This is a genomic window from Cohnella sp. SGD-V74, assembly GCF_003001675.1.
Classification (GTDB): Bacteria; Bacillota; Bacilli; order Paenibacillales; family Paenibacillaceae; genus Cohnella.
Map to the genome: position 1 here is coordinate 165,198 of NZ_PVYW01000017.1, position 22,807 is coordinate 188,004.

Genomic DNA, 22,807 nt, shown 5'->3' on the forward strand with positions numbered 1-22,807 from the left:
CCCTCCTAGAATACGCTTTCTTTCGTGAAGCGCTTGAACAGTCCGTTCGCCGTGAAGAGCAGAAGCACCGCGACGACCGAGTTGAACATGTTGATCGCCGTCGCGAACGAGATCCGGTTGATCTTGATGCCGTATTCCAGCGCGTACAGATCGAGCACCTTCGAGTAATCGACGACGAGATTGTTGCCGAGCAGGAATTGCTTCTCGAATCCGATGTTGATCAGGTTGCCGATCGACAAAATCATCAGGATAATGATCGTCGGGCGAATGCCGGGCAACGTGATGTGCCACATCTGCCTTAATCGGCTCGCTCCGTCAACCTTGGCCGCCTCGTACAGCTCCGGAGCGACTCCGGCCATCGCGGCCAAGTAGATGATCGCGTTCCAGCCCGTTTCCTTCCAGACGTCCGACAACGTGACGATGCCCCAGAAATATTCTCCCTTCGCCAGCCACTGAACCGGCTCGTTCAGCAGGCCCGTCCACATCAGGAAATCGTTGACCGCGCCGTTGTCCGTCGACAGCATCTTCGATACGATGCCCGCGACGACCGCCCAGGATACGAAATGGGGCAAATAGGAAATCGTCTGCGCCGTTTTCTTGAACGCCATGTTCTTCACTTCGTTGAGCAGAAGCGCGAACACGATCGGAATCGTAAATCCCGCGATCAAGGACATCACGCTCATCGCAAGCGTGTTGCGCATGACCAGATAGAACGTTTCGTCCTGGAACAGCATTCTGAAGTTGTCGAAGCCGACCCAATCGCGCTCCCATACCGCGAGCTTCGGATTGTACTTCTGGAACGCCATCAACCATCCCCACAAAGGCAAATAAGTGAAGACGAACGCCCAGGCGACGAAGGGCAGCGACATTAAGTACAAGTACCGGTTCCTGAACGCGCGGCGGAGCGCGCCTCCCTTGCCGGGCGCTGCAAGCGGTTGCGCGGCCGGTTGATGATCGGGCATCGCTTTCATGTGTTTCCCTCCCTGCTGTATGAATCCATCATAATGAAAACGCATTCTTTCCGCTACACGGAGGATTCGTTGAATAATCATATGAAAATTAGAGGTCGCGAAAATCGGACACGTGAAAATCCGATATGTACAAGTCCCGAACGCAAACGTGCAGAAAAAGAAAAGGCCGACTCTCGGGTCGCCGTAACGGCCCGGGAGTCAGCCTGCTGCTCGCGCCGCCCTCGCTCGGCCGTTCCTCAGCGGGATTCGGCGGCGTTTTTGCGGTATGCGACGGGAGACAAGCCTACGTATTTGCGGAATTTGGCATGAAAATAATCGACGTTCGCATAGCCGACCTGCTCCGCGACCTGGTACACCTTCATGCCTTTGCGGAGCATTTCCTTCGCTTTCTCGATTCTGACCTTGTCCAGGTAGGTGTTGAAATAATCGCCCGTGGCGTTCTTGAACAGCTTGCCGAGATACGAGCTGTTGTAGCCCAGCACCTCGGCCAGCGCCTCCAGCTTCAAGTTGTCCGCGCTGTTGCGGTGGATCAGCTCGATCATGCGCTGCACCTGCTTGTCGGGCCCGGCTCCGGCGACGCTCAGCTTCTCCGCCGCCTTGCCGCAGATCGAGGCCAGGCGGGCGATCAGCCGCTCATACCGATACTCCTCGGACAGCGAAGCCAGCTCCGAATCGAGCGATTGCACGTATTCGCGAATTTCCGGGCGGGACTGCGCCAGCTTGGACAAAGCTGCCGACATTCGCGCCGCGAAGCCGGTCTTGACCTCCTGCTCGGACGCGCCCGCTCCCAGCCAGACCGCGCCGAGCCGGCGCAGCGCCGCTTCGGCGACATCGGGGTTCGCCGCGTCGAGCGAGAGGAGCAGCTTCTCCTCCAGTTCGGTCGCGGCGGTCGCGTCCGCCGCGCCGTCCGGCAGCTTCGGTTCGTCGAAGACGATGCTCCCGCCGGCGAACAGAAACCGGCGCTTCATCAGCTCCCGCGCCTTCTCGAACGACCGGACCAGTTCCGCCGACGTCTTAACCGCCCCGCCGGACGCGACGTCGAAATCCGTCCCTTCGCACGCTTCGGCGATCAGGCGATACACCTTGCTCCCGGTCGACGACCGGTTGGACGCTTCCTTCAGCACGATGCCGAGATACGGCTCCGCGGAGAACACGATCCCTTCGTCCGACTGATCGAGCTTCTCCGTCAGTCTCCGCTTGATGCGGGCCACCGCCGAAGCGTCCGGTTCGCCTCGGCTCAGCAGCTTGACGAGCAGCACCTCGTAAGACGGCCAATTCAGGTCGGGCGCGGTGCCCCCGGCATCCCCTTCCCCGGACAGCAGCTTCTGGATGGCGTTCTCCCGCCCCCATCTTCCCGCCGCTTCCGCGCGTTCCTCCTGCAGAGCGCGCTTGACCTGCTCCAGATGCTTGGCCAGCTCATCCTCGTCGATCGGCTTGAGCAAGTAGCCGTCCACCTTCAGCTTCAGCGCCTCGCGCGCGTATTCGAAATCCGCATGCCCGCTCAGAATAAGAAACCGCGGGCAAGGACGACACTTCTCCTGAACGCTGCGCAGCAATTGCAGGCCGTCCATTCCCGGCATGCGAATGTCCACGATCATCAGCTGGGGCGCGGCTTCGGGAAGCTTCCGAAGCGCTTCCAGCGCGTCGGCTGCCGCCTCCGTCACTTGGAAGCCGTGCTCCTGCCAATCGATGATCGTCCGAAGTCCCTCCCTGATTAACGGCTCGTCATCCACGATCATGACCCGATACATGTTCCGTCCCCCTCTCCAATGGAATGCAAAAGCTGATGCGCGTTCCCCGATGTTCTTCGCTCTCGATCGTCAGCCCCGAACGCTCTCCGTATGTCATAACCAGCCTGTGCTGGATGTTATGAAGGCCGATCCTGTCCGCTTCCTGGCTCGCGAGCGAGCGAAGCACGTCCTCGCGCTTCGCCGCGGACATCCCGATGCCGTCGTCTTCGACGACGACCCGCAGAAGCTCGCCCTCCGGGTATGCTCTCACGACGACCGTGCCTCCCTCCACCGCTCTCTCCAGTCCGTGCACGACCGAATTTTCGACGAGCGGCTGGATCAGGAGAGGCAGCAGGGACGCCCTCTCCACGGAAGGATCGAGATGAAGCTCGTAATCGAGCCGGTCTTCGTGCCGGAACTTCTGGATTTCCAGATAACACCGCAAAATCTCGAACTCCTCGGCCAGCGCGATTTCTTTGCCGGTCAGCTCCAGGTTTTTCCTCATGAGCTTGCCCAGCATTTTCACCGTCTGGGAAATCTCCTTTTCCCCCTTCAAATGCGCCTTCATCCGGATCGACTCCAGCGCGTTGTACAAGAAGTGGGGATTGATCTGGCTCGCGAGCATCTTCAGCTTGATCTCGTTCTGCTTGCGCTCCAGCTCGCGGGTCTGCTCGTGGGAGGATTGGACCTCGTCCATCAGTTCGCGAATGCTGCCGACCATCTGATTGAACTGCCGTTTGATCTGCCCGATCTCGTCGCTGCCGTCCACGGTCAGCTCCGTATTGAAATTGCCCATCGACACTTTATTGATCTGTTTGCTGAATTTAAGCAGCCGGTTCGTGAGCACGGTGCAGATCGAGTAGATCAGGACGAGCGAGACGACGAACACGACGGTCATAATTTGAAAGCCGATCGTGCTGATCCGGTTCGCCTCTTTCATGATGCTCTCCACCGGAAAGACGGAGACGACTTTAAGCCCGTTGTAGCTGTTCTCCGGCTTAAGCGCGTCGACGATCACCTGGGAGCTGACTCCGCCGACCGCCAGCTCGTACTTGCCCGGTTCCAGAGAAGCGATCTGCTCCCCCCAATCCAGCTCGTTCAGCTTCTTGCCGATCATGCCGGGACGGTTGGAAGCGACGACGACCCCGCGTTCGTCGGCCAGCGCGATCTCCGGTTCCTCCTGCGCCATAATCGCATTCAGCTCGTTCGTATTGACGTCGACCTGCAGCAAGCCGACCGAGCGGGTTTTCTGAAAATAGACGCTGCGAACGAGACTGAGCATGCTGGACGAGGATCGCGATTCGTTCGGGAAGTAATACCAGCCCAGCCTTCCGGTCTGGGCGATCGCCGCTTGGTACCAGAACGTCTGCTGCGTTTTGGCGTCGAGCGGGGTGAATTCCCAGTTGTCGATGAGCGTCGGGTTATCCGCGTACACTTTGACCCTCGTGATCTCGGAATTGAAATCGAGAAATACTTTGAATTTGGTATAGCTCCAGTAAGCGTCCACGACCTGGAAAACGTTCTGGTAACGCGTCGTCGCGATGTCCTCCATATCGGTATCCACCGAAAGCTGGTTGGAGAGCAGCATCGGCACGCCGAGCATCTCCTGCACGCGGCTTTTGACCCGTTCCACCGTGCTTTCCGACTGCTCGGTCGCCCGTGTCAGCGCGGTCTGACGAAATTCGTGAACGACGAAAAGCCCTACGATCATGAAGGGAAGGATGAAGAAAAGCATATACGACCACACCATTTTGTTGCGCAGTTTCATGTCGTTGAATCTTCTGGCGTATCCCTTCATCGGCCCTCCCCCTTTCACTACTAGTTATAGGCGAGCGTTCGGAACAATGCAAGCGGTTTCCTGATGTTCATATGATTTTATGTCGAATGTTCCGGGTATTGCGAGCCTTGCCGGAATGATAGAATGAACGGAAACTATCGGCTTGCGCCGTCGAAATGGAGGAACTTCCTTGTCCGCAACCGACTATCCGTTCCGCAATCCAGACCTCCCTTTGGAGACCCGCGTCCGGGATTTAGTAAGCCGACTGACGTTAGGCGAGAAAATCAACCAGATGTGCCAATATCAAGACGAGGTTCCCCGCCTCGGCATCGCGAAATACAAACACGGCACCGAGGCAGCGCACGGGATCGCGTGGCTTGGGGAAGCGACCGCGTTCCCGCAGCCATTCGGCCTGGCGTGTACCTGGGACGAAGAGCTGCTGCGAGAGGTGGGCCGAGTAATCGGTACGGAGGCGAGAGGCTTCTTCGCGCGCGATCCGGCTCTGCACGGACTGACGCTGTGGGCGCCGACCGTGGATCTGCTGCGCGACCCGCGGTGGGGCCGCACGGACGAGGGCTACGGCGAAGATCCGATTCACGCGGGAAAAATGGCGGCGGCGCTCGTGCGCGGCATCCAGGGGGATCACCCTTTTTACCTGCGCGCTGTCGCGTCTCCGAAGCATTTTATCGGCAACAACAACGAGGTCGGGCGCGGCGAACGGTCCGTCAGCATCGACCCTCGCAATATGCGCGAGTCCTACTTGAAGGCGTTCGAGATTCCGTTCCGCGAAGGCGGCGCGCAGTCGATGATGACGTCGTACAACTCCGTCAACGGCGTGCCCGCCAACCTGAATCCGGACATTAACGGAGTCGTCAAGCGGGAGTGGGGCATGGACGGGTTCGTCGTCAGCGATGCCGGGGACGTGCTCGGGACGGTGAACGACCACAAATACGTGCCGGATTACAAGCAAGCGGTTGCGGCCTCAATCCGGGCCGGCATCGACAGTATTACCGACGACCACGATATCGTGAAGCAGGCGATCCGCGACGCGCTGAAGGAAGGACTGCTGGAGGAGAGCGATCTCGACAACGCCCTTCGCAACACGTTCCGCGTGCGGATGCGGCTCGGCGAATTCGATCCTCCGGAGCGCAACCCTTACGCCTCGATCGGCGAGTCGGCCATTCTCGCGCCGGAACACCGCGCCGTATCGCTGGAGGCGGCTCGCAAAAACGTCGTGCTGCTGAAAAACGACGGCTCTCTTCCTCTGTCGGTTGGGTCGGGTCGAGCGAGGGAGTCTGACGGGTCGGCTCGTTCGGGCCCCCGTATCGCCGTCATCGGGCCGCTGGCCGACATCGTCTATCGGGACTGGTACAGCGGGACTCTGCCGTATACGGTCACTCCGCTTGAGGGAATCCGCTCGCGCCAGGAAACGTCCGGAGGCAGCGTCACTTATGCGGAGGGAATCGACCGCGTGCGGCTGTCCGTGAACGGGCGATACGTTCGCATACGCGAGGACGGCAAGCTGGCCGCCGACAGTTCGGCCGTGCAGGCGGAAACGTTCGCCGTCGCGGATTGGGGCTGGCGCTCGCATACGCTCGTCGCCGCAAGCACGGGGCTGTACGTAACGACGGACGATGCGCATCTGACGGCTGATTCGAGGGAAATTTTCGGCTGGTTCACCAAGGAGACATTCCTCATCGACCGCTGCGCGGATGGCGAGCGCTGGCGCTTGCGAACTTGGAATGACGCAGCCGTGGGCGTTGCCGGAGACGGGGAGGACGCCGGTCTGCTGACCGTCGATGGAGCCGAAGCGGAGGAACGTTCGACGCTGGGGTCTCCGGAGGAGCACGGCGCGTCGGAGCGCATGCGGTCCGACGTCGCAGCGATTCGCCCGGCGCTGTTCAACGCGGAGCTGGCGACCGACGGCTTGCAGGAAGCGCGGGAAGCGGCGAGCGAGGCGGAAGCCGCCGTCGTGTTCGTCGGCAACCATCCGCTCGTCAACGGCAAGGAGACGATCGATCGGCCCGGATTGGAGCTGCCCGAAGCGCAGCTTGAGCTGATTCGCGCGACGGCCGAAGCCAATCCCAACACGATCGTCGTTATCGTCGGCAGCTATCCGTTCGCGCTCGGCAAGGCGAAGGAACTGGCGAAAGCCGTTCTGTACACCTCCCATGCCGGTCCCGAACTGGGCAATGCGATCGCCGACGTCCTGTTCGGCGACGTCTCCCCTGCAGGAAGGCTGAACATGACATGGCACCGGTCGGTCGAGCAGCTTCCCGACATCATGGAGTACGACTTGATCCGAGGGCAGCGCACGTACCGCTACTTTGACGGAGAGCCCGAGTTCCCGTTCGGTCACGGACTGACGTATGCGGAGTTCCGCTATACGGAACTCCGTCTCGAGTCGGGAGAAGTGCGGGAAGGCGGCTCGGTCGGCGTCGAGGTCGAGGTTCGCAACGAAGGATGCATCGACAGCGACGAAGTCGTCCAGCTCTATGGAGCGGCCCGTTCGTCACGGGTGAAGCGCCCGATCCGGCAATTGCTCGCGTTTAAGCGCGTGCGCATCCCTGCTGGCGGCTCTATTACCGTATCGTTCCGCATAGCCGCATTGGACTTGGCGTTCTGGGACGTGACCCGCGATCGCTGGTGCGTCGAGACCGCGCAATGGACGCTGGCCGCCGGTCCTTCTTCGGCGGATTGGAGGCTGGAGACGACGCTAGACGTCATCGGGGAAACGGTGCCTCCGCGCGATCCGACTCTGCGTACTCGCGCGATGAATTACGACGATTGCTCCGAAGTTTACTTGGACGAGTGCGCGGAGGGAGGCACCGCCGTGGTCGCCAAGCCGGGCGCGTGGCTGCGGTTTGAGGATGCGTTGTTCCGGGGCGGGATCGTTCAGTTCGAGGCGCGTATCGCGGGAGATCCGGACGGCCGTGTCGGACTTCGGCTCGACGGACCGGACGGGATTGCCGAATTCGCAGCCGTCGAAAGCTTGCCCGGCGGGCCGAACGGGGGTGCCGCCTTCGGGGCTGGCGAAGATCCAGCTGGCGCTCCGGAGCCGGCGAATACGCATGGCTGGCGCACATTAGTTTGCCCGGTCTCCGTACCGTCTGGACGGTATGACATAACCCTCTCGCTCGGCGAAGGAATGGCCTTGAGCTGGTTCAGATTCGCTTAAGCTTATTTAGGAAAACGAAAATAACCCTCCCAGGTTCGCGCCACGGAAAGGGTTATTTTCTAGTTTCTACTGGAGGTTTCCCATCCAATTTGTCTTGTCCTACTTATTTATCCGCCGCCGCGCTCGCGAAACTGCCGGCGCGTTCGGCGATCTGTCCGATCGTGTAGCGTTCCAGCACAAGCAAAATGGCGCGATCCATCTCGCCCGTCACCTCGGCGAAAATCACGTTCATCTCCTTGCCGAAGGCGTGATCGCCCGCCGTCTCCCGAATGCCCGAGCATAGAGGGTCGGCAACTTGAAGAACCGAGAACACCTCGGCCAGCGTGATCGAATTCGGATCTCTTCTTAATCGGTATCCGCCGTCCCGACCTTCGCGAGTTTCCAGAATGCCGCCCTTCGCCAGAAGGGACAGAATGCGTCGGAGCAAAGTCGCTTCCGACTGCAGCATCTTGGCGAGCTCCGCGCTCGGACAGGTGCGTATGCAATCCTTCGAGAGGACCACAAGCGCCTGCAGCGCCAGCCCGAACCACTTGGGATGGTAGGAACCGACGCACTTCTCCGGATTCATGCAATCGCCTCCAATTGCTTGAATTGTACCGGATTGCTTCCCCCGGAGCAAGAGGCAAATCATGCTTTTCGCAAAAAGCTCCGGCCGCCTGGCTTCCAAGCGGCCGGAGCCTTTCCGTTCTTTACGGCTGACGCATCGTCAAGCTCACTCGGCCTTTCTTCAGATCGACGCCGAGCACCCATACGGTGACCGTATCACCGACGGCGACCACTTCGGTCGGATGCTTGACGAATTTGTTGCTGATCTGGGAAATGTGCACGAGCCCGTCGTTCTTGATGCCGATATCGACGAAAGCGCCGAAATCGACGACGTTGCGCACCGTCCCTTGCAGTTCCATTCCCGGCTTCAAATCCTCGATATCGAGCACGTCCGTATGGAAGATCGGAGGCGGTAGCTCGTCGCGCGGATCCCGTCCCGGACGCTGCAAGCTGTCCACGATGTCGCGCAGCGTCGGGATGCCGACGCCGAGCCGCTCCGACACGTCCTCCAGACGCACCTCGGCCAGCTTCGCCTTCAGCTCTTCCGTGCCGATATCCGTCAGCTTCAGCCCGAGCTCCTTGAACAGCTTGCCGACCACGGCGTACGACTCGGGGTGAATCGGCGTCCGGTCGAGCGGATTCGCTCCGTCCGAGATCCGCAGGAAACCCGCGCACTGTTCGAACGTTTTCGCGCCGAGGCGCGGCACCTTCTGGATTTGCGAACGCTCCGTGAACTTGCCCTTCTCCTCGCGCAGCTTCACGATATTGCGCGCCATCGTCGCGTTGATGCCGGATACGTAGGAGAGCAGCGAAGGAGAAGCCGTATTGACGTCCACTCCGACGTGGTTAACCGCCGATTCTACAACTCCGGTTAGGCTCTCGTCCAGCCTCTTCTGCGTCACGTCGTGCTGATATTGGCCGACGCCGATCGCTTTCGGCTCGATCTTCACCAGCTCGGCGAGAGGGTCCTGCAGACGGCGGGCGATGGAGACGGCGCTGCGCTCCGACACGTCCAGATCCGGGAACTCCTCCGCGGCCAGCTTGGACGCCGAGTAGACGCTCGCACCGGCCTCGTTTACGATCAAATATTGCAGGTCGCGCTCGGGCATCGCTTTGATGATTCCAACCGCGAACTGCTCGGTCTCCCTCGATCCCGTGCCGTTGCCGATGACGATCAGCCCGACTCCGTATTGATTGATCAACCGCCGGAAGACGACTTCCGCCTCCGCTTTCTTGTTGTGAGGAGGAGTCGGGTACGTGACCGCCACTTCCAGCAGCTTGCCCGTATCGTCGACGACGGCCAGCTTGCACCCGGTCCGGTACGCCGGATCGACGCCGAGCACGACTCTCCCTTTGACGGGCGGCTGGAGCAGCAGATTGCGCAGATTTTCCGAGAAAATGCCGATGGCATGCTCCTCCGCTTTCTCCGTCAGCTCTCCCCGCAGCTCCCGTTCGATCGACGGAGCGATCAGCCGCTTGTACGCGTCTTCCGCCGCGGCAGCCAGCGTGTCCCGAGCGGGACCCGGCCCCTTGATCGTCCTGCGGTTGATCTCGTCCACGATCCGGTCGGCCGGCACGTCAATCGAGACGCCCAGAAACTCCTCTCGCTCGCCCCGATTGATCGCCAGCACCCGATGCGGCGGCAGACGCCGGACCGGCTCCGAATATTGATAGTACATTTCATAGACGGACTCCGCTTCCGCGTCCTTCGCTTTGCTGATCAGCACGCCTTGATCCCACGTGAACTTGCGCACCCAGCGCCGGATGCCGGCATCGTCGGCCAGCCCTTCCGCCACGATGTCCGAGGCGCCCTGGATCGCTTCCTCAACGGTACCGACGCCCTTCTCCGCGTCTATGTATTTCGCCGCTTCCGCCCGCAGGTCGCCCTGTCTCGGCTGCGACAGCAGCCACAACGCGAGCGGCTCCAGGCCGCGCTCCTTGGCGACGCTTGCCCTCGTCTTGCGCTTCTGCCGGTACGGCCGGTACAGATCCTCGACCTCCTGCAGCTTAACCGCCTTCTCGATGGCCGCTTGCAGCTCGGGAGTCAGCTTGCCCTGCTCCTCGATCAGGCGAATGACTTCGCCTTTGCGGTCCTCCAGCCCTTTCAGGTACGTGCGGCGGTCGTCGATCGCGCGAAGCTGCACCTCGTCGAGCTCCCCGGTCATTTCTTTACGGTATCGGGCGATAAAAGGAATCGTATTCCCGTCGTCCAGCAAAGCCGCGACCGTTCGCACCTGGCCCAAGCCAAGCCCGAGCTCGCCCGCGATCTGCTTGATCATTCTTTCTTGCGCATTCTGTACCGCATTCTGTATCGCGTTCTCGTTCCCCACACTCATCGATTCGTGCCCCCCGCAGCTATTTGTGCATCCTTTTATTATGTCGTTCCGCGCTCCGTTAGGCAAGCTTAACGAAGTATGACCGGCAACCTCGAAGACTTGCCTTGCGCAGTTGACCGAACGATGGATTGCCTTCTATGCTGGATACTATAAATCACAGAAGAAGCGGGGGTGCTGTCATGCTGCTGCGCCTGAACGAACATATCCGGCTATGGAATCTCGTCCATATTCGGCATATCGAAGTTCGCAAGATGACTCTAAAACCCGGAGGACGCAGTTCTTTCTCCTTCCGATCCGGCAGCTTCCTCTGCATGAGCAGAGGCAACGCTTTGATTATATTGAATCGGCGTACCTATTCAGCGAACAACATCCACATTATTCATGCGCCCGGCAAAAGCTATTGCGAGGTCAACGCCGGAATAGACGGCGCCGAGTTTATTATCGCGGGCTACGAAGCCGACCTGGAGACACCGTTGCCTGAAGATTTGCTCCCACTGCTGGATAAATGCAATCCATTCGAAGCGGTCTACTCCGTGATTCCCCATCAACCGGTGGCCCTCTACGATCTCCTCGCCGAGATGCTCAGGCTGAGCCTGCTCCCGGATCTCCCGGAACAGCCGGCATCGCTGCAGCTCAAAGGCGTTTTCTATCAATGGCTGTCCCACGCATTGGAGCAGTATCATTGCGGACCCGCGCCGTCCAAGGCGACGAGTCCTGCCGAACTGGTCACAATGACTCTGGAATACATGCTTAAGCATTATTCCGAACCTCATACGCTGGATACGCTCGCGCTTGCGGTCAACCGAAGCCCCGGCCATCTCTCCAATTGTTTCAAGCAGGTGTTGAATCGCGGCCCAATCGATTGTCTCATTCGCTTGCGGATTCACAAGGCGTGCGAACTTCTCGCCGAGACGAAGCTTCCGCTGCGAACGATCGCATCCGCGATCGGGTACCAGGACGCCTACTATTTCAGCAACGCCTTCAAAAAGCACAAGGGGATGTCCCCGCAGCGGTACCGCAAATTGCTTCAACAGGAGGATGTTACATTATCGGAAGGGAGAAATCCCATTGTCGACCCTCAGCAGCCATGCTATATTGCTAATCGTGATAATGAGAATCATTGTCAACATGAAAGCGGAGGGTCTGCAAATATGTTCAAAAATTCGATGATGGTACCGGCCAGCCTGCTGCTTGCTTTCGGTCTGCTGATCGGAGGCTGCGGCAGCAACGCCGCTAACGATGCAACTCCCAGCGCGTCTCCCGGCGCATCCCCGTCCCAAGCGTCTTCGGGAGCGACCGACTCCGGCGATTCTGCCCGCGAACCAAGCACGCGGCTGGTGGCGACGCCGATGGGAGAGGTCGAGGTTCCTACCGAACCGCAGCGGGTCGTTACCGATTTCTATTTGGGCTACTTGTTGGCGCTGGGCGTGAAGCCTGCAGGAACCAACCGAATGTTCCTGGAGAACCCTTACCTGGAAGACCAGGTCGCGGGAATCGCCGACATATCCGACAATCTGGAAGCTATCGTTGGCCTTAATCCCGATCTTATCGTTACGGGAGATGCCGACAAATATGAGGCGTATTCCAAGATCGCCCCGACCGTCTACCTCGAAAATAACTCCAACGTCCGCGAGCAAGTGAAGCAACTGAGCGAGGTTCTGGGCAAGCAGGAGGACGCTTCGTCCTGGTTGACAACGTTCGAGGACAAGCTGGCGGCTGCGAAGGAACGGGTGAAGACTCACTTGAAAGACGGAGAGACGGTAACCGTGTTCGACGGAGGCATCATCAAGGAGGTTACCCTTTACGGAAGCGCCTATACCGGGAAAACCATTCACGGAGAGCTCGGCATGCCGATGAACGAGAACGTCGTAAAAGACATAGATCCGAAGGTAGGCTGGCTGAGGATTTCGAGCGAAGTGGTGGACAAGTATGCCGGAGAGCATATTTTCATGGCGGTGAACGCCAAGAACGAGACGTTCGACTACGCCGGCGACTCGATCTGGGGAACGCTGCCGGCGGTCAAAAGCAATCAACTGTACGAAATCGACGGCTACCGCTTCTATTTCTCCGATCCGATCTCGGTCATGGGGCAGATCGAGGACATTGCCGACATGATGGACGAGCGGGCAACAGCGAATGCCGCGCAATAATCGAAACGAGACTGTCCTATAAATAAAATGAGTCGTACCGAACGATTATCGATGGATGCATGGTAACGGGCATCTATCTCCTTCCGATGCTATACGATCCTGAAATTTGAAATGGTAAACCCGTGACAGGGTAATTTCAGGACCGTATGAGGCAGTCTCCAGGAGATAGATGCCACTCTTTTTTCATCGATAATCTTGCACGCCCCGCTATGGGACAACGCCGTTTCTATTCGTCGTGCGTCCGCCTCAGCTCAGAACGCCCAGTTGCCCTTGCGGAATACCGGGACGACCGTGCCGTCGGCGCGAACGCCGTCGATGTCCATGTCGGCGGAGCCGATCATGAAGTCGACGTGCACGATGCTCGAATTGACGCCGGCTGCGGCCAGCTCCTCGGGCGTCATCTTCTTGCCGCCCTCCACGTTGAAGGCGTACCCGCTGCCGATCGCCAGATGGTTCGACGCGTTCTCGTCGAACAGCGTGTTCAGGAACAGCACGTTCGATTGCGAGATCGGGGATTCATGCGGCACGAGCGCCACTTCGCCCAAGTAATGCGCGCCGTCATCCGTCTCGACGAGCTGGCGCAAGTTCTCCTCGCCCTGCTCCGCCTCCACGCCGACGATGCGTCCGTTCTCGAACGTCAGCTTAAAGCCGTCGATCAGGTTGCCGCCGTGGCTGAGCGGCTTCGTGCTGGAGACGTAACCGTTCACGCCCGTCTTCAGCGGCACGGTGAACACTTCCTCTGTCGGCATGTTCGCCATGAACGGCACGCCGTTCTCGTTGATGCTGCTCGCCGCCACCCAGAGGTGCTTCTCCGGCAGCTCGATCGTCAGATCGGTGCCTGGGGCGCGGTAATGCAGCTTGGCGAACCGGTTCTCGTTCAGCCAGTCGCTCTTCTTGTGCAGATTGGCATCGTGCTCCGCCCAGTCCTTCACCGGATCGGCCGCGTCGAGGCGCACCGCGGAGAAGATCGCCGTCCACAACTTGTCGACCGCTTCCTGCTCCGACGCGCTGTCCGGAAACACTTTGACCGCCCAATCCTTCGTCGACGCCGCAACGACGGTCCAGCTCACCTTGTCCGATTGAATCGCTCTTCTGAACTCGGTCAGCCCTTGGCCCGCCGCTTTCTGGTAATGGCCGATGCGGGAAGGATCGATGCCCCTCAGCAAGTCCGGATTCGGGGAGGAGAAGGAGATGAAGGCCGCGCCGCGCGCGACAAAATCATTCCTCTTCGCCGTCTCCCATTCCGGGAAACGGGTAAACACGTCGTCCGCCGCCTTCTCGTATTTCAGTCGGGACAGCGCTTCGTCCGACCAGTCGACGTGGACGTTGCTCGCGCCCGCCTCGTAGGCTTGCGCCGCCACGCGGCGCACCAGCTCGGCGATCTCGATCGAGGCGATCATGAATACCTCCTGGCCCTTCTGCACGTTAACGCCTACGCGAACGATCAATTCCGCGTATTTATCCAATTGTTTCGCCAAATCCGCCATGTACGACACGCTCCGTTTTCCTCTGGATTAGAAATCACAAAAACGACAGGCAACCGCCCGAACCCAGGCAGTTCCTGTCCGAATTTCCGCTTTTAAAAGTCGATAAGGCCGACGCTGATCTGCAAGGCGTCGTTCACCTTGTGCATCGTCTCGTCGTCCAAATGCGTGATTTTGTCCGTCAACCGCTGTTTGTCGATCGTGCGGATCTGTTCGAGCAGAATGACGGAATCCCGCTCCATGCCATGGGTTTTCGCTTCGATTTCAACGTGGGTCGGCAGCTTCGCCTTCTGGATTTGCGCCGTTATGGCCGCGATAATCACCGTCGGGCTGAACCGGTTCCCGATATCGTTCTGAATGATCAAAACCGGGCGCACTCCGCCCTGCTCCGAGCCTACGACCGGCGACAAATCCGCATAGAACACATCCCCGCGTTTCACGATCAACGTTTACACCCCGCTTACGAGGCGACCCAGTATGTTGTCCGCATCTTCTTCCGCATGGAACGCTTCCGATGCCATGTGCAGATTGATTTTAGCCATTTCCAAATACCCGCGCTGCATCGCGTCGCGAATCAGCCGCTTCTTGCGATCGACCAGGTAATGCTTCATCGCCTGGCGTATGATCTCGCTGCGGTTGGTGTTTTCCTTGGCGACGACGAAGTCGACTTCGCGCAGCAAATGATCCGGAAGACTGATCATAATGCGTTTCGTATTGTGTAAATTGGCCACCGAACGGACACCCCCAAAGATTTTCCAACAAGCACCCTTTTTTCCAGTATGCATGAGTCTGGTAAGAATTATTCGAGATCGGACGCCGACATTCCTGCCGAAGCCGGCCAAAATTCACATCCAATATTAACCAAGGAGCGGATTGACGACCGATACGACCTCTCCGCCGCTGACGTACACTCTCGGAACCCGCGCGGCCAGCATGCAGGTCAGCTCGTAATTGATCGTTCCCAGCTTATCCGCCACTTCCTCCGCGGAGATGACTTCGCCGCCCTGGCGGCCGATAAGCACGACTTCTTCTCCCGGCTTGAAATCCGGCTCTCCTTGGACGAAAGCGTCGTTCAGGCGAATCATGCATTGATCCATGCAGATCGTCCCGAGCACCGGAACCCGGCGCCCTCGCACGAGAGCCTCCGCCTTGCCGCTCAGCATCCGGCTGAAGCCGTCGGCATAGCCGATCGGCAGCGTGCCGATCGTTTCGCAGCCCTGGGTGAAATAGCGGGTGCCGTAGCTGATTCCTTCTCCCGCCCCCAGTTCCTTGACGTGCACGACCGACGTTTTCAGCGACAGGACCGGCTTCAGCGCGACGGCGTTCGCCTTGACCTCGTTGCTCGGATACAGGCCGTACATGCTGATGCCGAGCCGAAGCATACCGCCCGTGTGTTCCGGCAGATCGATTCCCGCCGCGCTGTTGCCCGAATGGACGATGGCGATCGGCATTCCCGCCCGGCGCGCGTAATCGGACACGGAGGCGAAGCGCTCCAGCTGCATTCTCGTATACGCTTTGTCCGTCTCGTCCGCGCGGGCGAAATGGGTGTAGAGCCCTTCGACTTCCACCTGGGGCAGCGCGAACGCGCGCTCCAGAAACTGCTCCGCCGCCCGACCCGGAAGCAGGCCGAGACGACCCATGCCCGAATCGATTTTCACATGGATTTTCAGCTTGCGTCCGGAAGCCGGCAGATCCGCCGCCGCTTCCAGCATATCGTCGCGATACAACGTTAACGTAATTCCTTGTTCCCTTGCCTTCGAATACCCCGATGGAGGCGTATAGCCCAGCACCAGAATCGGAGCGGCGATTCCCGCTCTCCGGAGCTGCAAAGCTTCATCCAGAAACGCGACGCCCAAATAATCGACGCCCGCCGCTACCGCTCTTCTTGCGATCTCCGTCGCTCCATGCCCGTAAGCGTTCGCTTTGACCGAAGCCAGCAGCTTCGTGCCGGGGGCCAAATGTTCGCGGAACGCTCCGATGTTGTGGTCAAGGGCGTCAAGGGAAATCTCGGCCACGGTCGGCCGGTAATAACAGTCCACGGACCGTTCACCTACCCTGCTGCGCAAAAACTGCAATAAATCAATGTTACCGGGCTAACGGAGGACTGTCAACGATATTCGGGCAGGCAACCTTTGCCATGAAGCCGTGAAGCCGCGGAGAGAAGCCGGAACCGGGCCGCCGATTAAAACCGGGCTGTCCGCGGCCGTCTCTCGACGGCCGGCGGGACAGCCCGTTGCGCTTTTGCCTTATTTGCCCGACGTATCGACCATCGACTGGGCGATGCGAACCATGTCGCGATCTTCCAGATCTTCGCTGGTCAAGCGGAACTCGATGCCGTCATACGTCCAGGTCAGCGTCCTCACCGTATTCGCGGCGCCCTCCGTCACGTGACCGAGCGTGAAGCCGAGGTCGAGCGAGTATCCCGCGCTCAAAGTCGCCGCCGAGACTTTGGCCAGACTTTGCGTAATTGTGAAGTCGTAGCTTCCCGTATACCGGAGCATGTAGCCCGGATTGTCGACCAGTTGCAGATCGATCTGATCGAGCAGCTCCACGCCTGCCGGCAGCGACTCGATGTCCGGTTCGATCAGCGAGAACGAAGTGTTCTGCGCGGGAGACGGTTCTCCTTCTTCCGGAGGCTGACCGTCCGGCGACGCCGTCGCGTCCGGAGCGTCCGTGCCATCCGGCGAAGCGGTAGACTCAGGAGCGGCGCTTCCGTCCGGAGAAGCCGATGGATCCGGGCTTGCGCTGCCGTCCGAAGGCTTGGCGTTCGAGTTAGGCGCAACGCCCATGTTCGAATTCATATCGAACGCGGATTTGTCGAACTTCTTGCCGAATTCGAACGAGTTGAAGATGACTTCGACCATCTTGTTGCCGTTGGCGTCCGACACTTCGACGTGCTTGGGCGCGTAGTCGTCCTGCGACAGCCATATTTTCTGCCGGGCGAACGAGCCGTTCTGATAGTTGCCCGCCATTACGTCGAACACGTAGCTGTCTTTGTCGGTCGCGAACTGCCGGGAGTTGTCCTTGATGATGCTGTCCGCCAGCGTCTGGTACAAGTAGACCTGACCCTGATTGTCCGGCCAGTCGCTCTGGAAGCGATAGCTTTTGTTCAGCTGCGGGGTGAGCACGAACACCCCGTCCTCGTTGCGCAGAACGATCTGCGTAATGTCGCGCTTCGCGTTCGTCAGCGCGATCCGGTACATGTCCGGCTTCTGGTACCACACCTCGACCTTGTACTCCAGCGGCTGCTGACCTGTATATAGAATCATCTCGCCGCTGCCTTCGTAACTTTCCATTTTGTCCACGACTTTGTCCAGGTCCTTCACGATCGACTCCGCGTTCTTGCTTCCGCAACCGGCCAGAATGACGGCCAGCGCTACGACGACGGCAGCGATCCATGAAATCCGACGATGCATGCGATCCACCCCTCAGCACATTAATCAATCCATGCTTCATGTCTATGAGGGGACTTGACCAATTATGCGGACAAAGATGACGAGCATCGGCTTGGACAGAAGTCAGGTTCCGCTCGACGAAGCCGGGTCCGGGCGCAGCGATCAGCCTCCGTCAACTACGGCCCCTTGCCGCAGCTCGCGATCCTGCTCCCAGTGCACGCGAATGGACTTGGAATCGAACAAATCCTTCCCGTCGGAAACCTGGAAATGAAGATGCGGCTCGCTGGAATTGCCCGAATTGCCGCAGAGGCCGATCTGGTCTCCCTTAGACAGTCTGTCGCCGACTTGGACGGAGACGGACCCTTTTTGCAGATGAGCCAAAATGCTGAACTCCCCGTCGCCGTGGTCGATGACGACGACATTGCCGGCCGGGTTCTCCGGATCCATTCGACCGCCCGGTTCATTGTCCGCGATGCCGTCGACGACCGCCGCGACCGTGCCGTCGCGCGAAGCGACGATCGGCTGGCCGAAGGCGTAATAGCTCTCGTTCTTCGTCTTGTCTCCTTGATAGGTGTAGCCGTCGCGGGTTTGCACCAGATCGTAGGCGTAACGCTGGCTGTCTACCGCGTAATGGTAGTTCTCGAACACGTTCTCCCCGCCCCAGAAGACGGTCCATTCTCCAGTGAAAGGCAAGCCGTAAGCCGATTTCGTCCTCGCGGCGTCCGTATCCGGATCCGGCTGCACGGGCATCATGAGCAAGCTGTCGATGCGTCCCGTCTCCTCCGTCGTAAGAATTAATCCCCACTTCCCGGAATCGTCGGCCCAGCCGTAGTATTCGCCTCCGTTCCACGATTGCTTGGCCATCGGCTTCCAGGAGGAGATATCCGAGACGACTTGATCCGCGACCTGTCGAAGATCCGCTTCCCCCACCGCCTGCTTGAAGCCGTCCGTGAATCGCGAATGAATTTGCCCGTATTTCCTGTCCAGCAGCGCCTGCGGAACGTCCTCCGGCTTCATGTCTTGCTCCTGTTTGCCCGAAGCGCAGCCGGACAACGCAAGCCCCAATGCGAGCGCAGAGGCGATAAAGATCATTCTCATCGTTGGCACATCCTTCATCGGTTAATGTCTTCAGATTAGCTTCGCAAGCTTATCCTCCCGATAACGGCGTCTTATGCCCGGCTTAATTCTATCCTGAAAAATTAAGATAGAGTTAATAGAACGCCCCGCTTCATGCGGTCCGCGAAATGATAAAATAGGTTGGGAAAATAGTCGGATGGACAACATCGGGAAGGAGAGACGATAGTGAACGATGCCGCGATTTTGCTCGTGGACGATGAACAGGCGATCGTTCTCTTGCTGGAGACGGTGTTCCGCAAGGAAGGATTCGCGAATATCGACATAGCCGTGTCCGCCGAAGAGGCGCTGGCCGCCTGCGAACGAAAGAACTACGACGCGATCGTCCTGGACGTCATGCTGCCGCAGATGAGCGGGTTCGATATTTGCCCGTTTATTCGCCGCGCGACGGACTCCCCGATCTTGTTTCTTAGCGCCAGATCCACCGATTTCGATAAGCTGACGGGCTTCGCCGTCGGCGGGGACGACTATGTGACGAAGCCGTTTAATCCGCTGGAGATCGTCGCCCGCATTCGCTCCCTCTTGCGCCGTTCCGGCAAAACGCAGAGCTCCCCGGCAGCGCCCCAGTCCGTCGGCGCCGTGCACGATTTCGGCTACTTCCAGGTGAACGAAGCGGCGGCGGAGCTGCGAACGGGCGGCAAGCCGGTCAATTGCCCGACACTCGTCTATCAATTGCTGCTCTTTCTCTGTAAAAATCCGAACCGGGTGTTCACGAAGAGCGAGCTGTACGAACGGGTATGGGGCGAAAGCAGCATCGGCGACGACAATACGGTCATGGTGCATATTCACCGTATCCGCGAAAGAATCGAGCCGGATCCTTCCCGTCCGCGGTTTCTGGTGAACGTCCGGGGACTCGGATACAAGCTCATGAAAAAAGAGGTCCGGCCATGAGCGTCAATTGGCGGCTGGCGCTCCGTCTGGTCGGTTGGCTCGTCGTCGTCGGCGCCGTGCTGCTCGGATTGGCCACCGGGACGGTCCTATGGACGATCGATCGGTTCAACCGGATCGAGGCGGCACGTCAATTCGACAGCTCGGGCATGTACAGCATCGTGCAGTCGATCCAGGCCGACGGGGACTCACTGACGTTCGATGCCGAGCTGCTGGAGCTTGTGCGGCAAAGCGGAGGCTGGCTGCAGAGAATCGACGAGCGCGGCGAGGTAACGCACTCGTTCTTCGCCCCTCCGGACGTTCCGGCCCGGTACGGTCCCGGCGAGCTGACGGCTTATTGGCTCGGAAGCAGCCCGTTTCCGTATCAGCTCTTCTTGTGGATCCAGCCGAAGAACGGCGTTATCCACACCTTGATCTACGGCGTGAAGGACACGGATAATGAGCTGATGGAACGACTGATCCGGGAGAGCAGGCAGGAGGGCTCGGCACTGATTCTCCCGGAAGAGCTGGTGCGCGAATTGAAGTCGAGCGGCTCGTGGCTGCAGCTGGTGGACAAGAACGGCTCCGAGCTTGCCTTCTTCAATAAACCGGAAGGCGCTATGGGAAGCTACAATGTGGAGGAAATGGTTCTTCGCGCCGTCTACTGGGACCGCTACGGCACCAAGCTCGTGACGCGTTACGATGCGGCTTCGGGCCGCACCTGGGCGCTCAGTTCGCCCCTGCCTGGCAACGAACCCGGGAAGCAACCCTGGATCACGCCGGAGAATCGCGTGCTGATCCAGTCGATCGGCGCTCTGATCTCCGCAGCCCTGCTGCTGTTCGCGGCGATGGCGATCTGGTTCGGTCACCGCATCGGTTCGCCGATCGTCCACGTCATGAATTGGGTGCGGCTTCTCGGCAGGGGAGTATACGCCGAGCCGACCGGTGCGGGAGGGATCGCGAGAAGCCGCACGCGGCAGGGAGGGCGGAAGCGCAAATATAAAGTGTACGAGGAAGTCATCCGCTCGATGGAATCTCTCTCGGACGCGCTCCGGCGCAACGAACGTTATCGCACGGACGCCGAGCGCCTGCGCGAGGAATGGGTGGCGGGGGTGTCCCACGATCTGAAGACGCCCTTGTCCTCGATCGTCGGCTATGCCCATATGCTGGAGGCCGAACATTATTCGTGGACGCCCGAAGAGGTGAGATCGTTCGCCAAAGTGATTTTGGACAAATCTTCTTATTTGGAAGGATTGGTGAACGACCTCACGCTGACGTACCGTCTGCGCAGCGGCGTCGCCGCCCCCTCCATGTCCCCGGTGGAGATGAACGGGTTCATGGACGCGGCGCTGCGCGAAGCCGCTGCCGGCCATCCAGGTTACGAAGCCTCGATCGTCCGGTTCAAGGCGGCGGAGCGTCCCGTCTATATTCTTGCCTACGCGCCCTGGATGCAGCGGATCGTAGACAATCTCGTCGCCAACGCCCTGACCCACAATCGCAAGGGCATCCTGCTGGAGGTAGCGGTCAAGGAGAACGGCGAGGAAGCGATCATCGAATTTGCCGACGACGGCAAAGGCATGGACAAGGAAACGGTGGAAAGGCTGTTCGAGCGGTATTACCGGGGAACGGACACCGACAGCCGTCCGGAGGGAACGGGCCTCGGCATGGCGGTAGCGAAGGCGCTGACGGAAGCGATGGGCGGCACGATCGGCGTGGCGTCCGGGATTGGCCGAGGGACGACGATTCGCCTTTGTTGGCCGCGGACGGATGCGGAGGAATAACGCCGTCATCCGCCGATTGGCTATCTCGAATGATCGGCAATTTGCCGATATAAAGGATATAAACGAGAGGAGGGGATTGCATGCCAGGACCGTCCATCTTTATATTCACGGGAACAAGCGGCGCCGGGCGCAAGACGATCGCCCGCAAAGTCGGAGAAGCGCTCGGCTGGACCGGAGTTCGCTCCTGCACGACGCGCGAGCCGAGAAATCCCGCTTCGCCGGACAAGGATTACCGTTACGTCGCCCGCGAGCAGTTCGATCAATGGGAAAGCGAAGGCAAGTTCGTCCAAACCGCGAGCATCAACGGCAACCGTTACGGCGTGCTTCGCCACGAGCTGGAAGCCGCGGTCGCGGGAGGCAATAGCGTCTACCTCGTGCTTAATCGCGAAGGCGCGGACGCGATCGTGAAGCAATATCGCGATGCCGCAGTCAGAATTTTCATCTATGTGGGCAAACTAACGCTTCGCGAGCGTCTGGAAAGCAAGGGGATGCCTTACGAGGTCGTTCAGCGCTATCTGGACAGCTACACCGACGAAGTGACTTATCGCAGCAAATGCGAGTACACGTTCGAGAACGTGGATGCGAACCGGACGGCGGAGCTGATCCGTTCGGCCCTCGCCCGCTAAAAGTGAAAGTTCAAAAAGTCCGGTTTTCAGCACCAAGGCTGGTCGTTCGCCTTACGGCGAACTGCTCGCCCATGCATCCGGGAAGGTTGGATGAAGGCTGGTGATGAGGAAGCGATCGCTTAGTGTAGGAGAACCTACATGAGTACCGGAAGAACCGGCTGAATTCAAGATTCGATGTCGAATCCGCTTCCCGAGTTGCTTCGTGATCAAAAGCGGACTTTTTGAACAACCTCTAAAAGGAGAGTTAAGGTGGCCGTCTATATTGCCCTGATCAGAGGAATCAACGTTGGCGGGCACAACAAAGTGCCGATGGCCGATTTGAGAGACGCCTGCGAGAAAATCGGACTCCGGCAGGTGAAAACGTATATCCAGAGCGGCAACGTCGTGTTCGAGTCGGAGCAGCCCGAGGCGCAGCTGCGCCCGCTGCTGGAGAAGGCGATCTCCGACCGGTTCGGCATATCGGCTTCCGTCGCGATCCGCTCCGCCGCGCAATGGGAGAACGTGATCGCAAGCTGCCCCTACGATGCGCGAACGCTTCAGGAGAAGCAGACGATCCAGATCGCCTTCCTGACGGAGCCGCTGTCGGAGAAAGCGGCGAATACTCTGGAGGCGAGCAAGGACGAGCGCGACGAATACGCCGTCGCCGAATCGGAAATCTACTTCCTGTTCCGGCAGAGCATGCTCGATTCCAAGCTGGCGAACGGCATGCAGAAGGTCGGACGATCGATGACCGTGAGGAATTGGAATACGGTCGTCAAGCTGGCCGAGCTGAGCCGCGCGATCGCGAACTGAAAACAAAGGAACCCGCTCCATGACGGATGCGGGTTCCTTT

17 protein-coding genes are annotated in these 22,807 nt (G+C 59.4%); 6 read left to right on the top strand and 11 right to left on the bottom strand.

From position 1 onward, the window contains the following. Positions 1-5 precede the first annotated feature (5 nt). From B0G52_RS24140 to B0G52_RS24150, 3 genes are all read right to left on the bottom strand, one after another. Positions 6-971 carry an ABC transporter permease gene (locus B0G52_RS24140; protein WP_094047991.1) on the bottom strand — a complete coding sequence of 322 codons (966 nt, stop codon included), beginning with the start codon at positions 969-971 and terminating at the stop codon, positions 6-8. A gap of 236 nt (positions 972-1,207) precedes the next feature. After that, the gene (locus B0G52_RS24145) at positions 1,208-2,722 is read right to left on the bottom strand and encodes a response regulator (protein ID WP_094047992.1); all 1,515 of its coding nucleotides are present in this window, start codon (positions 2,720-2,722) and stop codon (positions 1,208-1,210) included. After that, positions 2,697-4,499 (bottom strand): sensor histidine kinase, encoded by a 1,803-nt coding sequence (locus B0G52_RS24150; protein ID WP_094047995.1) that lies wholly within the window; start codon positions 4,497-4,499, stop codon positions 2,697-2,699. Before B0G52_RS24150 ends, B0G52_RS24145 begins: the two co-directional genes overlap by 26 nt. A gap of 271 nt (positions 4,500-4,770) precedes the next feature. On the opposite strand from B0G52_RS24150, the gene B0G52_RS24155 reads away from it, so the two are divergent. After that, a complete protein-coding gene (locus tag B0G52_RS24155) occupies positions 4,771-7,656 on the top strand; it encodes a glycoside hydrolase family 3 protein (protein WP_094048083.1) in 2,886 nt (961 codons plus the stop codon). 103 nt (positions 7,657-7,759) lie between these two features. On the opposite strand, the gene B0G52_RS24160 is transcribed toward B0G52_RS24155, so the two are convergent. Together B0G52_RS24160 and B0G52_RS24165 are read right to left on the bottom strand one after the other, a co-directional pair. After that, on the bottom strand, positions 7,760-8,224 hold the full coding sequence (locus B0G52_RS24160) for an RrF2 family transcriptional regulator (protein ID WP_094047997.1): 465 nt from the start codon (positions 8,222-8,224) through the stop codon (positions 7,760-7,762). Positions 8,225-8,345: 121 nt separating this feature from the next. Continuing rightward, a complete protein-coding gene (locus tag B0G52_RS24165; RefSeq protein WP_094047999.1) occupies positions 8,346-10,538 on the bottom strand; it encodes a Tex family protein in 2,193 nt (730 codons plus the stop codon). Positions 10,539-10,717: 179 nt separating this feature from the next. Between B0G52_RS24165 and B0G52_RS24170 the strand changes: the two genes are divergently transcribed. Next, the gene (locus B0G52_RS24170; protein WP_158223845.1) at positions 10,718-12,688 is read left to right on the top strand and encodes an AraC family transcriptional regulator; all 1,971 of its coding nucleotides are present in this window, start codon (positions 10,718-10,720) and stop codon (positions 12,686-12,688) included. 251 nt (positions 12,689-12,939) lie between these two features. Here B0G52_RS24170 and B0G52_RS24175 read toward each other — a convergent pair whose 3' ends face one another. The 6 genes from B0G52_RS24175 to B0G52_RS24200 all read right to left on the bottom strand — a co-directional run bounded on the left by B0G52_RS24175 (position 12,940) and on the right by B0G52_RS24200 (position 18,665). Continuing rightward, the gene (locus B0G52_RS24175) at positions 12,940-14,175 is read right to left on the bottom strand and encodes an aminopeptidase (RefSeq protein WP_094048003.1); all 1,236 of its coding nucleotides are present in this window, start codon (positions 14,173-14,175) and stop codon (positions 12,940-12,942) included. A 92-nt stretch (positions 14,176-14,267) separates the two neighbouring features. Then, positions 14,268-14,618, bottom strand: a complete 351-nt coding sequence (locus B0G52_RS24180; protein WP_094048005.1) for a type II toxin-antitoxin system PemK/MazF family toxin — start codon at positions 14,616-14,618, stop codon at positions 14,268-14,270. A 3-nt stretch (positions 14,619-14,621) separates the two neighbouring features. Then, the gene (locus tag B0G52_RS24185) at positions 14,622-14,903 is read right to left on the bottom strand and encodes a CopG family ribbon-helix-helix protein (RefSeq protein WP_094048007.1); all 282 of its coding nucleotides are present in this window, start codon (positions 14,901-14,903) and stop codon (positions 14,622-14,624) included. Positions 14,904-15,029: 126 nt separating this feature from the next. Then, positions 15,030-16,211: an alanine racemase gene (gene alr / locus B0G52_RS24190; RefSeq protein WP_094048009.1), complete on the bottom strand. Its 1,182-nt coding sequence runs from the start codon at positions 16,209-16,211 to the stop codon at positions 15,030-15,032. A gap of 207 nt (positions 16,212-16,418) precedes the next feature. After that, a complete protein-coding gene (locus B0G52_RS24195; protein WP_094048011.1) occupies positions 16,419-17,588 on the bottom strand; it encodes a LolA family protein in 1,170 nt (389 codons plus the stop codon). A 141-nt stretch (positions 17,589-17,729) separates the two neighbouring features. Beyond that, the gene (locus tag B0G52_RS24200) at positions 17,730-18,665 is read right to left on the bottom strand and encodes a M23 family metallopeptidase (RefSeq protein WP_094048013.1); all 936 of its coding nucleotides are present in this window, start codon (positions 18,663-18,665) and stop codon (positions 17,730-17,732) included. Between the two features lie 204 nt (positions 18,666-18,869). Between B0G52_RS24200 and B0G52_RS24205 the strand changes: the two genes are divergently transcribed. From B0G52_RS24205 to B0G52_RS24220, 4 genes are all read left to right on the top strand, one after another. Further along, positions 18,870-19,592, top strand: a complete 723-nt coding sequence (locus B0G52_RS24205) for a response regulator transcription factor (RefSeq protein ID WP_094048015.1) — start codon at positions 18,870-18,872, stop codon at positions 19,590-19,592. Then, a complete protein-coding gene (locus tag B0G52_RS24210; RefSeq protein WP_094048017.1) occupies positions 19,589-21,349 on the top strand; it encodes a sensor histidine kinase in 1,761 nt (586 codons plus the stop codon). The genes B0G52_RS24205 and B0G52_RS24210 overlap by 4 nt, the downstream gene beginning before the upstream one ends. Before the next feature lie 80 nt (positions 21,350-21,429). Then, complete coding sequence (locus B0G52_RS24215; RefSeq protein WP_094048019.1) at positions 21,430-21,975, top strand: guanylate kinase; 546 nt, start codon at positions 21,430-21,432, stop codon at positions 21,973-21,975. Between the two features lie 249 nt (positions 21,976-22,224). Continuing rightward, a complete protein-coding gene (locus tag B0G52_RS24220; protein WP_094048022.1) occupies positions 22,225-22,767 on the top strand; it encodes a DUF1697 domain-containing protein in 543 nt (180 codons plus the stop codon). Positions 22,768-22,807: the final 40 nt, after the last annotated feature.

Bases quoted from the DNA above. Each gene is read 5' to 3' on its own strand.
- B0G52_RS24175 (WP_094048003.1), bottom strand. From the start codon at position 14,175: ATGGCGGATTTGGCGAAACAATTGGATAAATACGCGGAATTGATCGTT.
- B0G52_RS24210 (WP_094048017.1), top strand. From the start codon at position 19,589: ATGAGCGTCAATTGGCGGCTGGCGCTCCGTCTGGTCGGTTGGCTCGTC.
- B0G52_RS24150 (WP_094047995.1), bottom strand. From the start codon at position 4,499: ATGAAGGGATACGCCAGAAGATTCAACGACATGAAACTGCGCAACAAA.
- B0G52_RS24170 (WP_158223845.1), top strand. From the start codon at position 10,718: ATGCTGCTGCGCCTGAACGAACATATCCGGCTATGGAATCTCGTCCAT.
- B0G52_RS24145 (WP_094047992.1), bottom strand. From the start codon at position 2,722: ATGTATCGGGTCATGATCGTGGATGACGAGCCGTTAATCAGGGAGGGA.
- B0G52_RS24165 (WP_094047999.1), bottom strand. From the start codon at position 10,538: ATGAGTGTGGGGAACGAGAACGCGATACAGAATGCGGTACAGAATGCG.
- B0G52_RS24155 (WP_094048083.1), top strand. From the start codon at position 4,771: ATGTGCCAATATCAAGACGAGGTTCCCCGCCTCGGCATCGCGAAATAC.
- B0G52_RS24195 (WP_094048011.1), bottom strand. From the start codon at position 17,588: ATGCATCGTCGGATTTCATGGATCGCTGCCGTCGTCGTAGCGCTGGCC.
- B0G52_RS24160 (WP_094047997.1), bottom strand. From the start codon at position 8,224: ATGAATCCGGAGAAGTGCGTCGGTTCCTACCATCCCAAGTGGTTCGGG.
- B0G52_RS24215 (WP_094048019.1), top strand. From the start codon at position 21,430: ATGCCAGGACCGTCCATCTTTATATTCACGGGAACAAGCGGCGCCGGG.
- B0G52_RS24200 (WP_094048013.1), bottom strand. From the start codon at position 18,665: ATGAGAATGATCTTTATCGCCTCTGCGCTCGCATTGGGGCTTGCGTTG.
- B0G52_RS24140 (WP_094047991.1), bottom strand. From the start codon at position 971: ATGAAAGCGATGCCCGATCATCAACCGGCCGCGCAACCGCTTGCAGCG.